We start from the raw sequence: 15,048 nt of genomic DNA, 5'->3' as shown, positions 1-15,048 counted from the left end.
ACTGTCGTACATGATTGCTGTTTTCATTAACTAAATATGAGCAAAAGCCAACCTTCATCGATTGGCTTTTGCTCATGTTGATTTTTATTCATCTTGTATAGCTACTAATATAGAAAACTCACCTACTGTATCAATAGAAAAGGGGAGAAGGATTGCTTTAGTAAAGCCATATAGTTTTGTTTTTCCGCTCATGACAGTAGGAGGGGTAATGTCGAGTTCAGCTCCAGTGCTTGAAATCGATGTGGCAAGAGTGCCCGCAATCATATTACCGAATTCACCTATAAAAGAAAGCAGCATGTCGCCTTCAAGCATCATTCCAAACATTCGGCTTCCTAATGCACTAAAATCTTCTTCTTCACCATCAATCAGAATGCGCCCCCGTACTTCACCGGTCATACCGATCATAACTCCGACTTTTTGCTGCTCGTATGGGTGATCAATCATAATTGGCTTTTTTATGACCACGGGAAGAGGAATGACGGATTTTAAAGAATGAATCGTTTCATTCAATGTATTTGTGACTGCTTTGGTCGCGATCATGTAGCACCTCCGGATGTTATATGGTTATATTATACCATGACAATTGATCTACTTGTCTATAAAATTTTTTGATTTTATTTTTTCTTGTTTAATTTAAAAGCCGATAAAGTAGAGGTTATTCTTAAAGAAATAAACACGGATTTACTGTACATAGGATTTGATGCAGAAATTTAGTACACTATAAACAAATAGTATAAAGAGAAGAATGGAAGCGGTATAAATGGAAGAAAAAAATGATATTTTAAATCAGTTAGCCCAATTCTGGTTACTATGTACGAATCATCAGGATGATATTACTGCTCAAAAGACGAAACGTTTAGCTCACAAGCTATATAATAATGAATTGGTTGTGGGGTTTTGTGGTCATTTTTCTGCAGGAAAATCGGCGATGATCAATTCACTTATGGGAGAAAACCTTCTTCCATCAAGTCCTATTCCTACAAGCGCGAATCTGGTGGCGATTCATACAGGAGAATCAAAAAATGTAATCCTGACTTTGCTTGATGAAAAGAAAATTCAGCTCATGCCCCCTTTAGATGAGTCATCTATTCTGAAGCTTGGCAGGAACGGGCAGGATATTAAAAGGATTGATATCTATAGAGAGCATTCATCCGTTCCTCAGGGTGTGACAGTTTTAGATACTCCTGGAATAGATTCAGTGGATGATCTTCATAAACAAGCGACCGATTCAGCTATACATATTGCTGATCTGATCTTTTACGTTATGGATTATAACCATGTTCAATCACAGCTGAATTTTGACTGGATCCGGAGTATGTCTGCCTATCGACCGGTTCATGCCATCGTGAATCAAATCGACAAACATAATGAAGAAGAGCTTTCATTTGAAACCTATAAAAAACTAAATGAAGAGGCGTTTAGAGCAGGAGGGGCTTATCCTCATGCATTTTATTACACCTCTTTAAAAGAACACAGCCACCCCTTTAATCAGTTAAGCAATATACGAACAGAAATTGATAAAATAATCGAAAACAAAGACAAAATGATGATCCGCACTGCAGCATCCTCACTCGAATTGCTAAAGAGGGAGCATGAGTCATTTTTAACAGATCAGCTTGATCAAATGATGGATACATATGAGGATTTTTTATCGTTAAAAAAACCGGGAAGCCGGGAAGAAATACTGGAAGCTGAAAAAGAATTTAAAAATAAAGATCAGGTATTTACGATTGATGACTGGGAACACAAATTTAATAAAAAGAGAGATCAGGTAATTCAATCAGCTTATTTAATGCCCTCTGATGTCAGAGAAAAAGCAGGGCGGTATTTAGAAGCCAACGAACAGTCATTTAAAATGGGGCTTTTCTTTTCATCGAAGAAAACAGCAGAAGAAAAAGCGAGACGGGAAAAAGATTTTGTCCATCTTTTAAACAAGACGGTCGTTCAACAGCTTGACTGGCATTTAAAAAACATCTGCCATTCATTTTTAAAAGATGCAGGCATAAAAGACCGGGAGATTGAGGAAGATATCGAGCTGCTAAGTTTTAAAATAGATGCCTCGTTTGTTCACAGCAGAATAAAACCGGGTGCAGAAATAAATGGTGAAGCACTTCTGAATTATTGCAGCGATTTATCTGATCATATTCAAAAACAGGCGAAACAGAGGATTGAGGAAATAAAGAAAAAGATTCTTCAAAGACATTCTGATGAGATAGAGAATAATTTAGGTGGATCCGAATCGAAATCGACGGTTATTCTTCAAAAGGCAAATGCTCTTAGAACGATTATAAAAATAGAAGATCAGCTTAAACGCCTTAAGACACTTCAACCGTCTCAGGAGAGCGGGAAGATTGCATCATGGATAAATGAATGGGAAATGGAAAGGAACAACATGACTCAGGTTTCTGACTTAAATACGTTTCAGGAGACTTCAGATGAAAAATCGACTATCAATCAATCATCCGAAGAAAAGCGTACAGATGAGGCACCTGACGAGGCTCGTGTTCTCCACAATCTTGAGGTTACAGCAAAAGAAATTGCAGATCTAAAAGGGTTCAACAGACAGCATGAGCATCTTTTAACCAGTATGGATAAGATCCAAAACAAAGATTTTACAATTGCTCTTTTTGGAGCATTCAGTGCGGGTAAATCATCATTTGCCAACGCTTTGCTTGGAAGTAAAGCACTTCCTGTCTCACCTAATCCAACGACGGCGTCTATTAATCGAATTAAACCTGCATCAGCGTCTTTTCCAAATGGGACGGTTAAAGTCTATTTTAAAAAGGAAAGGGATTTGCTTGAAGATCTGCAGCTTATCTTCCGCGAACTTGAAATGAATCCGCAAAGCCTTGAGCAAGCATATGAAAAAGTACCGGAAGCATGTGAGAAAAAAGAAACCAGTATGGATGCGAAAATAAACTTTCTTAAAGCTTTTCATTCGGGCTGGCCGCATTTAAAAAATCATCTTAATTCAGAACTTCAGGTTGATCAATCTCAATTTGAAGACTATGTAGCCAAGGAAGAACAATCCTGCTTTGTCGAAGCAATCGATTATTATCTGGAATCCGCCATTTCTGATAAAGGAGTCACGATTGTTGATACACCAGGAGCTGATTCTATAAACGCACGGCATACCGATGTTTCTTTTGAATATATCCGCCGTGCAGACGCAGTGCTGTTCGTCACGTATTATAATCATGCTTTTGCCAGAGCAGACAGAGAATTTCTTATTCAGCTTGGAAGAGTTAAAGATAGCTTTGAGCTTGATAAGATGTTTTTCATTGTTAATGCCGTCGATCTTGCGGAAACAGAGGAAGAAAAAGATCAGGTCATAACGTATATGAAAAATCAGCTGATAAATTTCGGCATACGGCATCCACGTATTTTTGGCGTTTCCAGTCAGCAGGCAATCAGCAGCAGACCATCCGAAACAAAGAAGTCAGGAATTGATGCATTTAATCAATCATTTCACTCTTTTTTAGAGGATGATTTATTAGGGATGGCTGTAAAAACCGCTCAGGTAAACACAGGGAAAACGGTTCTTCAACTTGAAAAACTAATTGAAAATGCTGAACAGGACTCGATTCAAAAGGAGCTTAAAATAGATCAGCTTAAACAGGCAAAAGAAAAAATTGCAGAACAATTTGGCCAGCCTGAATTAAATGGCGTTCATTCCCGCATTAATCAGGAGCTGGATGAATTATTTATCTACATGGAGCAGCGTGTGTTTTTTCGATTTACTGATTTTTTCAAGGAATCTTTTCATCCGACTTTATTTGTTGATTATGCGGCTTCAAAGGCGCTGAACAAAGCAATGAGTTCACTTTTAAATAGCCTGGGCTATGATTTTTCTCAGGAATTAAAGGTAGTGAATCACAGGATAGCTCAATATATTCAAAGACAATTAAAAGAACAGCTGGAACTGGAGTGGAGCACAGTTGAGACCATTTTGCCAGATGAGTTAAAGCCTTCTTTGAAGATAGAGGATATGGAGCTTCTATCATTTTCTCCGATGTTTACCGAATTTGAACCATCAGATTTTAAAAAAGAACTCTCAGCATTTAAAAACACGAAACTGTTCTTTGAAAAAAATCAAAAGCAAATCATCAGAGAGCTTTTAGAAGAACGATTAAAAAGAGAAGGGAAAAAGCTCTTATCTGATCAAAAAGCAAGAATAGAGAATTGGATAGACCTTCATCTTTCCGCCGCCGGAAAAGAACTGTATACTAGATGGAGAGAAGATCTTTTCGAGCAAATAGAAGGTCAGCTGAGCGGGTATCAATCTCAGGAAGTGATGGAGGAATGGAAAAAGTCATTAGAGGCTATCCATAAAAGGAGTTTCGTTATATGAGCAGGGATTTTCATGCTTGTGCCACCTGTGTGCATTTTGAAGCTTTAAAATTAGAAAGTGGAATGAGCTACCGCTGCAGCCGGCTCGGTTTTGAAACAAGGCCGGATTATAAGTTTAACTGCTGGGAACCAAAATCCCATATAAAAAAATTAATAGATAAACAAGGGGGGTAACGATCATGGCTTTTACTGTGACAGCAGCATGGCTGATGGACAATTTGGAGGACAATATAGTGCTAGCAGATTGCAGATTTTCTTTGTCAGAACCAGATTCCGGATGGGAACAATACCGCGAAGGTCATCTTCCTGGTGCGGTTTACTTTCATTTGAACAATGATTTATCCGGTCTTCCTCAAAAACATGGGGGGCGCCACCCTCTCCCTTCAAAAGAAGCATTTTTAAAAACGGCGGAGCGTGCCGGTATCTCTAATCACTCCACCGTTGTCGTCTACGATGGAGGAGAAGGCGCTTTTGCAGCCCGGCTATGGTGGCTTTTGCGCTATTATGGTCTGGAAAATGTCTTTATTTTAAATGGAGGCTTTAAAGAATGGATGGCGCAGGGACTCCCTCTGTCCACTGAGGTCCCGTCTCCTGCAGCCGGAACATTTTCTTTAAATGTAAAAGAAGAATGGCAGACAGATATAGAGGAAATTAAACAAATCGTAAAAGGTCAGTCCACTTCCATCTTAATCGATTCGCGTTCCTATGACCGGTATATTGGTCAAAATGAACCAATTGACAGAGTTGCAGGCCATATTCCCGGAGCGATACACAGAGATTGGATGGATAGTCTTCATGAAGGTTTTTTTCTGAAGGATACTGAACAGGCAAACCGCTTTTCAGATTGGGAAAAAGACCGGCCGATTGTTGTCTATTGCGGAAGCGGAGTAACAGCTGTCCCCAATTTTATTGCCCTGAAGCAGGCGGGCTTTGAAAACGTAAAACTATACCCTGGAAGTTATAGTGACTGGGTTTCCTACGACGACAATGAAATTGAATTGGGAGATTCAACTCATTTTAAAAAGTAAGTGTGAAAGGAGCAAGGCATGCATCAAAAACATATTCTTTTAATCGATGGAATGGCATTACTGTTTCGATCTTTTTTTGCTACGGCAATTTCCAATCAATTTATGATCAACCGTCATGGCAATCCGACAAATGCAATTCAAGGGTTTTTAAGGCATTCACTGACAGCAATCGAGCAGGTTCAGCCCACTCATGTAACCGTCTGCTGGGACATGGGGCAGCAAACCTTCCGAAACGAGGTCTATGAACAATATAAAGCTAATCGGCAGGCTGCTCCAATTGAATTGATTCCACAATTCGATTTGGTTAAAGAAATTGCAGCCCACTTTTCATTTGCAAATATCGGCGTGTCCGGTTATGAAGCAGATGACTGCATTGGGACCATTGCACAACAGGCTGATGAAGAAACAAAAATCAGCATTGTCAGCGGGGATAAAGACCTTCTCCAGCTATTAAATGATCATGTCGAAGTGTGGCTGGTCAAAAAAGGGTACGGAGAATACAGCCGTTTTACGCATTCAAGATTCACAGATGAATACGGCATTACACCCTCTCAGTTTATTGACGTTAAAGGACTCATGGGAGATTCGAGCGACGGATACCCTGGTGTGAAAGGGATTGGAGAGAAAACGGCTTTTAAATTAATTCGGGATCATCAATCCATTGACGGCATCATTGAAAATCTTCATTTGCTCACTCCATCTCAACAGAAAAAAATCGAGATGGATATGGACATGCTCCATCTTTCCAGAAAACTTGCAGCGATTCACTGCGAGGTTCCTCTCCCTGACATCATTTACAATAAATGGACGGGCGTTCCTGGTGCTGTTCATGAAGTAATTGATTTACATGAGCTGAAAACGGTCCGGCGCTTTTTGGACAGCTACAGCTCTTTTGCAGGAAGTCAGGCATGACCTCACTGGAGAACTTTCTGGCTGACTTGCATACGAAAGGATTTAAATTGGATGATGATGCAATAAAATTTATTTACTTCGGGAAAAAATACACAGATGCCGCTGATTCAAACGTGCAGGCTGCGATTGAAGTAACATTGAAACTGCAGCACCGTTTTGATTCAGGATTTTATATGTCGGTGCTGGAGGAAATTACGCAATCGAATCTTACTTCCCGCAATAAAATAGAGGATCATTTCAGAAAAAAAGGAATTTCAATTTAAGTAAAATCCCTCCGCGGCTAAAAAGAGCGGAGGGATTTTATTCGTTGAGAAAGATGGCTTTTCTTGCTAGCTCATCTGCTACTTTATTTTCTTTGCTTGGGATCCACTTTATAAAAAATAAAGGGAATTGATCTGTAAGATCCGTGATTTTTTTTAGATAATGAGCATACTGTTTGTTTCGTATAAACTGCTTTTCAACGGCACCGATGACAGCCTGTGAATCTGATTTACATGAAATAATATGATCTTTCAGGGGAAGGCATAAGGTCAGGCCATGAATTAAGGCTTCAAACTCTGCTTCATGATTGGATAATTCACCAAGGGGAATCGAGTGCCTTTGAGAGTTTTGGCCATTTTTTATAAAAACGCCTGCACCGCTTTTACCCGGGCTGCCGGCACTTGCCCCGTCTATAAATAACTCAATCAAGTGGAACCCTCCTTTATTTACTTATTATAGCCTTACTTGCATAGGGGAACAATATCGGAGTAGAATGAAGGAATAGCGAGTGTCAGGAAAGGAGACGATTATGGAGATCAAGCTTCATTTTGACTACAAGCACCCGACCCTTCCTTCCGTTGCTTTTTCATCTGACTGGATTCATGAAGATGTCTCACTTAAAATGATCCAGGATTTAGAAAAAACAGGGAGAATGAAAGAACTGAAAATTGAAGACGACATGGGTCAGACGTGGACCCTGAAAGAGTATAAAAAACTTCTGACTAAAGAAGAGGATCAAATCAAAGATGTTCAGCTTTATTTTGATGGAAGTTTTAATCCTGTCAGTCAAATGGCGGGTACTGGAATCGTTCTTACTTACACAGAAGGCAAAAAGAAATTCAGAATGCGTGAGAACCTGCTTCTGAGCCATTTACATTCCAATAACGAATCAGAATATGCTGCCCTATACAGAGGCATTCAGCTGTGCGCTGAGCTTGGAGTTACTCATCAGAGAATTAAGCTTTTTGGTGATTCCCTGGTGGTGATCAATCAGCTTAACGGCGAGTGGCCGTGCTATGAAAAAGAATTAAACAAATGGATGGATAAAATAGAGGCTTTAATGGCAAAGTTAGCCGTTCAGCCAGATTTTACTGCGATCAGAAGAAACGATAATAAAGAAGCGGACAAATTGGCTGCCCAGGCTCTCGAGGGATCCGTCATCAAAAGCAAAACCGAGATATAATCTTTTGAAAGGAGCTGAATGGATTGGAAAGAAAAAAGGTAATTGATGAAGTGGATGAGCTGTTTGTAACCTACTGCAAGGACTGTTTAGTAAAAAAACAGCTCCGAATAGAAAGAGGCAAAACAAGGGCACACCGCTTTTGTATACAGGAGTGCACCATAGGTGAGAAAATTATGCGTTATGGCAAGCACCTTTCCTGAAAGTGCGGGTCAAAGCTGTACTGCCGTCAGATCAATATACGTTTATTACAAAATTCATATATGCCTGAAAAAAAAGCTGACGAACGATTCGTCAGCTTTTTAACATATAAGATGGAATTATAGCTTAACCACATTAGCTGCTTGAGGACCCCGGTTGCCTTCTACTATGTCGAATGATACTTCCTGACCTTCTTCAAGTGACTTGTAGCCATCACCCTGGACAGCTGTAAAGTGCACAAAAACATCTTCCCCGCCTTCAATTTCAAGAAAACCGTATCCCTTTTCGTTATTGAACCACTTTACTTTGCCATTCTGCATGTAACATCCTCCTAATACTAAGAAGCACAGCACCGTGCCCAAGCCCTTTTTTTATCATGTTCCCGCTGAGCCTAAATCGCCCGACTATACATGATACGTATACTATACATCAAAAGGAAAAGCAGCGTCAAGAAACGATTGAATTTTCAATTAATTAATTCGGTTGACAATAGCTGATAAATAAATTAAAGTTGCCTTAAGGAAACATTTATAACTAAGGTGAATACTTTGGTGTATGAACAATATAATCTTATTAACTTTATCAGCAGGAGGAGTTTTCAAAATGAAAAAACAAAGTGCGGCTATGGGTTTGATGCTTATTGGGGGATTACTGACAGCCTGTGGTGATCAAGAACAACAAGCGGATGAAAGTCCGGTTAAGGTAGTGGCCACAACCTCTCAAATTGGTGACTCTGTTTCCGAAATAGGAGGGGATCTTGTGGAAGTGACGTCATTAATGGGGCCTGGAGTTGACCCTCATTCCTACCAGGCCACTCAAAATGACATCAATGCACTGCAGGAAGCAGACATCGTTTTTTACAACGGGCTTCATTTAGAGGGGAAAATGGATGAAATTTTTGAGCAGATATCAGGTTCAAAGCCTGTTCTTGCACTGGGTGAAGCTGTAGAAGAAGAAAACCTGCTGACTGATGCGGATAATCCCGAAGTAGTGGATCCACATATTTGGTTTGATGTTCCTTTATGGAAAGAAGCATTAGAAAGTGCCACATCAGAGCTTATTGAACTGCTGCCTGAAGATGAAGAAGTGCTGGAGGATCAAAAAAATGCCTACTTTGAGGAGTTGGACAGTCTGATTGAAGAGTCAGAGAATCTAATGGGAAGCATTGACGAAGAAAAAAGAGTGCTGGTAACGGCTCATGATGCTTTCGGGTACTTTGGAAGGATGCATGACCTGGAAGTCATCGGTTTGCAAGGCTTAAGCACCGAAGACGAAGTTGGAATAAATGAAATTCAGCAAACGGTTAATCTTCTTACAGAACGTGAAATCCCATCTGTTTTTGTGGAAAGCAGCATTAGTGACCGCTCTATTCAAGCTGTTATTCAAGGGGCTGAGCAGTCAGGACATAAAGTGAGCCTTGGTGGAGAATTGTATTCAGATGCAATGGGTGAAGAAGAAACAGAAGAAGGCACCTATATTGGAATGTATCTTCATAACGCAAAAACAATTTCAAAAGCTTTGCAAGAGGATGGTGAATAAAGTGACTGCCCTTTCTGTTAAAAATTTATCATCTGCTTATCAAAAGAAAGTTGTTTTGGACTCACTTACCTTTTCGATAGAAGAAGGAACACTTACCGGGGTTGTGGGACCCAATGGTGCAGGCAAGTCTACTATGATTAAAGCGATTCTTGGACTTCAGCCCCGTATGACAGGCTCTATCGAATTTTTTAATGGCAAAGAAAAAAAATTAACAAATCGACTTGGATATGTTCCGCAGCGCGGAGCAGTAGACTGGGATTTCCCTACAAATGTTCTAGACGTTGTAACCATGGGTTTGTACGGACAGATCGGTTGGTTTCACTATCCAGGAAAAAAACATCGAAAGCTTGCGATTGAAGCGCTTGAAAAAGTGAACATGGCTGAGTATGCCAACAGGCAGATCAGTCAGCTGTCAGGCGGTCAGCAGCAAAGAGTATTTTTAGCAAGAGCGCTTGTTCAGGATGCAGATCTGTATTTCATGGATGAACCTTTTGCGGGCGTCGATGCAAAGACCGAAAAAACCATCATTTCTGTTTTAAAGGAACTCAAAAGCAAAGGAAAAACCGTGCTGGTTGTTCATCATGACCTCCAGACTGTCCCTGCTTATTTTGATCATGTTCTCCTGTTAAATAAACAGTTGATTGCCTATGGTCCGACTGAAGAGACTTTTACAAAAACATCTTTGAAAAAAACATATGGAGGAGAAATCCATTGGATGGGAAGTGATCAGATTGCTGAGTCTCTTTGAAAGCAGTAATTTTCAATGGGTTTTTATTTCCACCATTCTTCTTGGGATGGCGGCGGGTATGGTTGGAGTCATGTCCAACTTACGGCAGCAGGGGCTGATGAGTGATGCGATTTCCCATGCAGCTCTTCCTGGTGTCATTCTGGCTTTTTTGCTTACGGGCGAAAAACAGCTGCCTGTGCTGATTATTGGGGCAGGAATAAGCGGATTGATTGCTGCTTTTTTTATATACGGGATTGAACAAAGCACACGAATCAAACGAGACGCTGCAATGGGGATTATCCTGTCCGTATTCTTTGGGGGAGGGATTATGCTTCTCTCCATTGCCAACCGGTCAGGCGGGGGCCAAAGCGGACTTGACAGCTTTATTTTCGGGCAGGCTGCATCAATGGTCAGGTCTGACACCTATGTGATGGGCGGGCTTGCACTTCTAGTCATGCTGTTAATTTTTGTATTTTTTAAGCAGTGGAAAGTCGTCTTATTTGATCCTCAGCATGCCAATATGATGGGGATTAATGCTCACCTGTTTTCAAGCTTATATACATTTTTACTTGTTCTTGTTATTGTAATCGTCATCCAGGCTGTGGGAGTTATCCTTATGGCTGCTCTTTTAATCATCCCCGCTTTAAGTGCAAGGTACTGGACGCATTCATTGCTTATCCTGTTTTTACTTTCAGGTTTTTTCGGTGGATTTGCGGGAGCTGCTGGAACGCTTATCAGCTCTTCGGAAAGCAATCTGCCTACAGGACCTTTTATTGTGGTTACATCATCAGGGATCTTTATTCTCTCGCTGTTTTTTGGAGCAGAAAAAGGGTTGTTCCATTTAAAGCGGTATATTAATAAAACTGCACTGCAGTCTGACGGAACGAGTGGAGGGGATGAAAAATGAGTTATACAGCATGGATCCTCCTTACAGGCTCTCTAGTGGGAATCAGCTGCGGTCTTGTTGGGGTATTACTAATTTTAAGAAAGATGGCAATGATGGCAGATGCAATCAGCCACACGGTTTTATTAGGGATTGTATCCGCTTATTTAATTTCTTCCTCACTCGATGGGGGAAGCATGCTGATTGGGGCAATGCTCGCAGGATTACTGACGGCGTGGCTGGTTCAATGGTTTGAGTCAACCGGCATACACAGTGATGCAGCAATTGGAGTTGTCTTTACCACCCTCTTTGCAATTGGCGTGATTTTAATTTCGACCTCGGTAGGGAATGTTCACTTGGATGTTAATCATGCCTTAATGGGTGAAATCTCTTTTATCCCATGGAATACGGTTCATCTTCCTGTAATCGGTCAAATCCCTCAGGCGACTCTATTGTTAATGATCATAACAATTATCGTCATTGCAGTGATTGCATTATTTTATAAAGAGTGGAAAGTGACAACCTTTGATCCTGCTCTTGCAGCCAGTCTGGGAATTCCTGTGCTGCTGATGCACTACGTATTTATGACACTTGTTTCTGTCACAACCGTTGCGGCTTTTGATGCAGTTGGGGCAATAATGGTTGTTGCCATGCTTATTACCCCTGCAGCTGCGGCGAATTTATGGACGGATAAGCTGCTGACGATGTTGATCATCAGTGCTGTAATTGGAGCAGCATCAAGCTGTGCGGGATATGGAATTGCCATTTGGCTGAATACATCGATATCAGGTTCAATGGCTTTTGCTACTGGAATCCTGTTTGTTTTCAGTTATTTATTTAGTCCGCGTCACGGTCAATTAGCGAAATGGTTTCACAAACCTGGCGAAATTTAATGGAACGAGTTGTGTCCACACCTCCCTTATAGTAAACTTTTTAATGATCACGTCTTTTTTTGCTGGAGATGAATGAGGAGGAACCCCACATGCCAACGCCAAGCATGGAGGATTATATTGAACAAATCTATTTATTAATTGATAACAAGGGATACGCCCGTGTTTCAGATATAGCTGATGCATTATCTGTCCATCCTTCCTCGGTCACCAAAATGGTACAAAAACTGGATAAAGATGAATATTTAGTTTATGAAAAGTACAGAGGACTGGTATTGACTAAAAAAGGAACGAAAATTGGCAAGCGCCTTGTCTACAGACACGAGCTTCTTGAACAATTCTTACAGATCATCGGAGTTAAGGATGAAAATATCTATATTGACGTAGAAGGAATTGAGCATCACCTCAGCTGGAATTCAATTGACAGAATCGGTGATTTAGTGCAAATGTTTGAAAACCGCCCTGAGCTGATTGAAGAATTAAGAAGTCTTCAGGAAAAAGAAGAACTTTAACAGAGCCTCCCAGACCCGGGAGGTTTTTTAACATTTTCTTAAAAGGAGTGATAGATATGAATGAACGCTGGAAAGAGCAGTCACGGATTCAATGGGATGAAAAAGCGGAGGAGTGGCACAAAAAATCCTTCACGATGTGGACGCAGGGCAGCAGAAAATCTGTTCTTCCTGCAGTTCAAGAATTTTTGTCTCAAGGATCATCCATACTGGATATCGGGTGCGGTGATGGCGTTGGTTCCAGGCTGCTGGGAGATAGCGGATATGAGGTGACCGGCATTGATCCTTCGAAAGAAATGATTCAATATGCAAACCATCAAAATTCACATACGAAGGTTCGATATCTGGAAGGCAGGGTTGAAGATATTAAGTTTAAACATGGGTCTTTTGACGGCGCCATGTGTATCAATTCATTGGAGTGGATGGAAAACCCGTATGAAGCGTTAAAAACCATTCATTCGCTTCTTTCTGAAAAAGGCAAAATTTTTATCGCCATTTTAGGGCCGACAGCTGCACCCCGCGCAAACAGTTTTAATCGGCTGATTGATGGTCATTCTATATGTAACACGATGATGCCGTGGGAATTTCAAGGGATTGCTGCTCAATTGAATTGGACTTATCTTGATGAAGTTCACGTATACAAAAATGAAGCCATTCATGTAAATAAAGAGGGTTTGAGCAAGCAATTAAAGCAGAGTTTAACGTTTTTCACTCTTTTTATTTATGAAAAGTAAAAATAGAATGAAAGCTGCCGTTGCGTACGGTTTTAAAAAAGCATAGCTTAAATAGACAGAAGTAATCCAATGTTTAGCAGCTACTTAAAACAGTGCCATTTCTATTCGTGATATGATGATAAAAGTACATATATGATGGAGGGTTACCATGACAATAAACAAAACAGTTCCGTCTGATATTGAAATTGCCCAGCGTTCAAAGATGCAGCCGATTATCCAAGTTGCAAATCAAATTGGCTTAAACGATGAAGATCTTGAGTTATATGGAAAATTCAAGGCTAAAATCGGTTTTGATGCGATACGGCGTGTCCAAACAGCTAAAGAGGGAAAGTTAATCCTGGTTACTTCGATTAACCCGACCCCTGCCGGAGAAGGAAAATCTACGGTGACAGTCGGACTGGGAGATGCGTTGAAAAAACTTGGCAAAAACACAATGATAGCAATGCGGGAGCCCTCATTAGGCCCGGTTATGGGAGTCAAAGGAGGAGCTACCGGCGGAGGCTATGCCCAGGTTCTTCCGATGGAGGATATTAATCTTCATTTTACCGGCGACATTCATGCCATTACCTCTGCCAATAATGCGCTTGCTGCGTTTATAGACAACCATATTCACCAGGGAAATGAGTTGAATATCGATCCGAGAAGAATTATCTGGAAACGTGTTATGGATATTAATGACCGTGCTTTAAGAAATATCATAGTGGGTCTCGGGGGCGCCGTACAGGGTGTGCCAAGAGAAGATGGCTTTGATATCACGGTTGCTTCAGAAATTATGGCCATCCTCTGTTTAGCAGCTGACCTGGAAGATCTTAAGAAAAGACTTTCCTTAATTGTCGTGGGCTACACCTATGACAAAGAGCCTGTAACCGTCGGGAATCTTCGTGTGGAAGGTGCATTGACACTTCTGTTAAAGGATGCGTTAAAACCGAATCTTGTACAAACAATAGAGCAGACACCTGCACTTGTTCATGGTGGGCCGTTTGCAAATATCGCTCATGGCTGCAACTCTGTGATGGCAACAAAAACTGCACTTAAGCTCGCGGATTATGTGGTAACTGAGGCAGGTTTTGGAGCGGATTTAGGAGCAGAAAAATTTCTTAACATAAAAACAAAAGCAATCGAAAAAACCCCGGATGCGGTTGTCATTGTCGCCACAATTCGAGCTTTGAAAATGCATGGAGGCATGGAAAAAAAGAATTTGACGGTCGAAAATACGCAAGCTCTTGAAGATGGGCTGGCTAACTTAAAAAAACATATTGAAACCATCCAATCATTTAATTTGCCTTTTGTAGTCGCGATCAACCGCTTTCACACAGACACAGCAGAGGAAATTGAACTTCTTTCAAACTGGTGCAATATGCATCAGGTCCCATACGGATTAACTGAAGTGTGGGGGAAAGGAAGCGAAGGAGGAAAAGAGCTTGCTGGAGAAGTATTAAAAGCGATGGAATCCAGCCAATCCTTTACCCCTATTTATTCTTTAAGTGATTCCCTAAAAGAAAAAATGAATACAATTGCCGTCAATGTTTACGGGGCAAAAGGAGTTGTTTTTTCTTCAAAAGCAGAAAAGCAAATCCAGCAATTTGAGAAATTCGGCTGGGGATCACTCCCGGTATGTATGGCTAAAACCCAATATTCACTTTCAGACGATGCGGCATTGCTCGGCAGACCAGAAGATTTCACCATAACGATCAGGGATCTTATCCCCAAAATTGGTGCAGGTTTTATTGTTGCTCTTACAGGCAATGTCATGACGATGCCCGGTCTTCCGAAAGAACCCGCCGCACTTAAGATGGATGTTGACAAAGACGGCAGGGCAGAAGGACTCTTTTAA

Annotated in this window: 16 protein-coding genes; 13 read left to right on the top strand and 3 right to left on the bottom strand. The window is 40.9% G+C overall.

Features of this window, described 5'->3' with window-relative positions:
* Window positions 1-84: 84 nt before the first annotated feature.
* Window positions 85-540 (bottom strand): chemotaxis protein CheX, encoded by a 456-nt coding sequence (locus P6709_RS02485; RefSeq protein WP_278239300.1) that lies wholly within the window; start codon window positions 538-540, stop codon window positions 85-87.
* Between the two features lie 220 nt (window positions 541-760).
* Between P6709_RS02485 and P6709_RS02480 the strand changes: the two genes are divergently transcribed.
* The 4 genes from P6709_RS02480 (at window position 761) to P6709_RS02465 (ending at window position 6,553) form a co-directional block, all read left to right on the top strand.
* Complete coding sequence (locus tag P6709_RS02480; protein WP_278239299.1) at window positions 761-4,351, top strand: dynamin family protein; 3,591 nt, start codon at window positions 761-763, stop codon at window positions 4,349-4,351.
* Window positions 4,352-4,529: 178 nt separating this feature from the next.
* The gene (locus P6709_RS02475; protein WP_278239298.1) at window positions 4,530-5,378 is read left to right on the top strand and encodes a sulfurtransferase; all 849 of its coding nucleotides are present in this window, start codon (window positions 4,530-4,532) and stop codon (window positions 5,376-5,378) included.
* A gap of 18 nt (window positions 5,379-5,396) precedes the next feature.
* On the top strand, window positions 5,397-6,290 hold the full coding sequence (locus P6709_RS02470; RefSeq protein WP_278239297.1) for a 5'-3' exonuclease: 894 nt from the start codon (window positions 5,397-5,399) through the stop codon (window positions 6,288-6,290).
* Window positions 6,287-6,553 (top strand): DUF6123 family protein, encoded by a 267-nt coding sequence (locus P6709_RS02465; protein ID WP_278239296.1) that lies wholly within the window; start codon window positions 6,287-6,289, stop codon window positions 6,551-6,553. Before P6709_RS02470 ends, P6709_RS02465 begins: the two co-directional genes overlap by 4 nt.
* A 37-nt stretch (window positions 6,554-6,590) precedes the next feature.
* On the opposite strand, the gene P6709_RS02460 is transcribed toward P6709_RS02465, so the two are convergent.
* The gene (locus P6709_RS02460; RefSeq protein WP_278239295.1) at window positions 6,591-6,980 is read right to left on the bottom strand and encodes a reverse transcriptase-like protein; all 390 of its coding nucleotides are present in this window, start codon (window positions 6,978-6,980) and stop codon (window positions 6,591-6,593) included.
* Between the two features lie 100 nt (window positions 6,981-7,080).
* On the opposite strand from P6709_RS02460, the gene P6709_RS02455 reads away from it, so the two are divergent.
* Both P6709_RS02455 and P6709_RS02450 read left to right on the top strand, forming a co-directional pair.
* Window positions 7,081-7,734, top strand: a complete 654-nt coding sequence (locus P6709_RS02455; protein WP_278239294.1) for a reverse transcriptase-like protein — start codon at window positions 7,081-7,083, stop codon at window positions 7,732-7,734.
* A 23-nt stretch (window positions 7,735-7,757) separates the two neighbouring features.
* Window positions 7,758-7,934 carry a zinc-finger domain-containing protein gene (locus tag P6709_RS02450; protein ID WP_278239293.1) on the top strand — a complete coding sequence of 59 codons (177 nt, stop codon included), beginning with the start codon at window positions 7,758-7,760 and terminating at the stop codon, window positions 7,932-7,934.
* Between the two features lie 117 nt (window positions 7,935-8,051).
* Here P6709_RS02450 and cspD read toward each other — a convergent pair whose 3' ends face one another.
* Window positions 8,052-8,252, bottom strand: coding sequence for a cold-shock protein CspD (gene cspD / locus P6709_RS02445; protein ID WP_278239292.1), 201 nt, complete (start codon window positions 8,250-8,252; stop codon window positions 8,052-8,054).
* 283 nt (window positions 8,253-8,535) lie between these two features.
* On the opposite strand from cspD, the gene P6709_RS02440 reads away from it, so the two are divergent.
* From P6709_RS02440 to P6709_RS02410, 7 genes are all read left to right on the top strand, one after another.
* On the top strand, window positions 8,536-9,471 hold the full coding sequence (locus P6709_RS02440; RefSeq protein WP_278239291.1) for a metal ABC transporter solute-binding protein, Zn/Mn family: 936 nt from the start codon (window positions 8,536-8,538) through the stop codon (window positions 9,469-9,471).
* Window position 9,472: 1 nt separating this feature from the next.
* Window positions 9,473-10,219, top strand: coding sequence for a metal ABC transporter ATP-binding protein (locus P6709_RS02435; RefSeq protein WP_278239290.1), 747 nt, complete (start codon window positions 9,473-9,475; stop codon window positions 10,217-10,219).
* Window positions 10,203-11,105 (top strand): metal ABC transporter permease, encoded by a 903-nt coding sequence (locus P6709_RS02430; protein ID WP_278239289.1) that lies wholly within the window; start codon window positions 10,203-10,205, stop codon window positions 11,103-11,105. The genes P6709_RS02435 and P6709_RS02430 overlap by 17 nt, the downstream gene beginning before the upstream one ends.
* Window positions 11,102-11,974 (top strand): metal ABC transporter permease, encoded by an 873-nt coding sequence (locus tag P6709_RS02425; protein WP_278239288.1) that lies wholly within the window; start codon window positions 11,102-11,104, stop codon window positions 11,972-11,974. Before P6709_RS02430 ends, P6709_RS02425 begins: the two co-directional genes overlap by 4 nt.
* Window positions 11,975-12,063: 89 nt before the next feature.
* Complete coding sequence (gene mntR / locus P6709_RS02420; protein WP_278239287.1) at window positions 12,064-12,483, top strand: transcriptional regulator MntR; 420 nt, start codon at window positions 12,064-12,066, stop codon at window positions 12,481-12,483.
* 56 nt (window positions 12,484-12,539) lie between these two features.
* Window positions 12,540-13,214 (top strand): class I SAM-dependent methyltransferase, encoded by a 675-nt coding sequence (locus tag P6709_RS02415; RefSeq protein ID WP_278239286.1) that lies wholly within the window; start codon window positions 12,540-12,542, stop codon window positions 13,212-13,214.
* Window positions 13,215-13,362: 148 nt separating this feature from the next.
* Window positions 13,363-15,048 carry a formate--tetrahydrofolate ligase gene (locus P6709_RS02410; RefSeq protein WP_278239285.1) on the top strand — a complete coding sequence of 562 codons (1,686 nt, stop codon included), beginning with the start codon at window positions 13,363-13,365 and terminating at the stop codon, window positions 15,046-15,048.

Source organism: Jeotgalibacillus sp. ET6 (assembly GCF_029667115.1).
GTDB lineage: Bacteria > Bacillota > Bacilli > Bacillales > Jeotgalibacillaceae > Jeotgalibacillus.
The sequence above is the reverse complement of the archived record's forward strand: the minus strand, read 5'-3'. Positions and strand labels throughout refer to the sequence as shown.

Bases quoted from the DNA above. Each gene is read 5' to 3' on its own strand.
- P6709_RS02465 (WP_278239296.1), top strand. From the start codon at position 6,287: ATGACCTCACTGGAGAACTTTCTGGCTGACTTGCATACGAAAGGATTT.
- P6709_RS02415 (WP_278239286.1), top strand. From the start codon at position 12,540: ATGAATGAACGCTGGAAAGAGCAGTCACGGATTCAATGGGATGAAAAA.
- P6709_RS02410 (WP_278239285.1), top strand. From the start codon at position 13,363: ATGACAATAAACAAAACAGTTCCGTCTGATATTGAAATTGCCCAGCGT.
- P6709_RS02485 (WP_278239300.1), bottom strand. From the start codon at position 540: ATGATCGCGACCAAAGCAGTCACAAATACATTGAATGAAACGATTCAT.
- P6709_RS02455 (WP_278239294.1), top strand. From the start codon at position 7,081: ATGGAGATCAAGCTTCATTTTGACTACAAGCACCCGACCCTTCCTTCC.
- P6709_RS02470 (WP_278239297.1), top strand. From the start codon at position 5,397: ATGCATCAAAAACATATTCTTTTAATCGATGGAATGGCATTACTGTTT.
- P6709_RS02425 (WP_278239288.1), top strand. From the start codon at position 11,102: ATGAGTTATACAGCATGGATCCTCCTTACAGGCTCTCTAGTGGGAATC.
- mntR (WP_278239287.1), top strand. From the start codon at position 12,064: ATGCCAACGCCAAGCATGGAGGATTATATTGAACAAATCTATTTATTA.
- P6709_RS02440 (WP_278239291.1), top strand. From the start codon at position 8,536: ATGAAAAAACAAAGTGCGGCTATGGGTTTGATGCTTATTGGGGGATTA.
- P6709_RS02475 (WP_278239298.1), top strand. From the start codon at position 4,530: ATGGCTTTTACTGTGACAGCAGCATGGCTGATGGACAATTTGGAGGAC.
- cspD (WP_278239292.1), bottom strand. From the start codon at position 8,252: ATGCAGAATGGCAAAGTAAAGTGGTTCAATAACGAAAAGGGATACGGT.
- P6709_RS02480 (WP_278239299.1), top strand. From the start codon at position 761: ATGGAAGAAAAAAATGATATTTTAAATCAGTTAGCCCAATTCTGGTTA.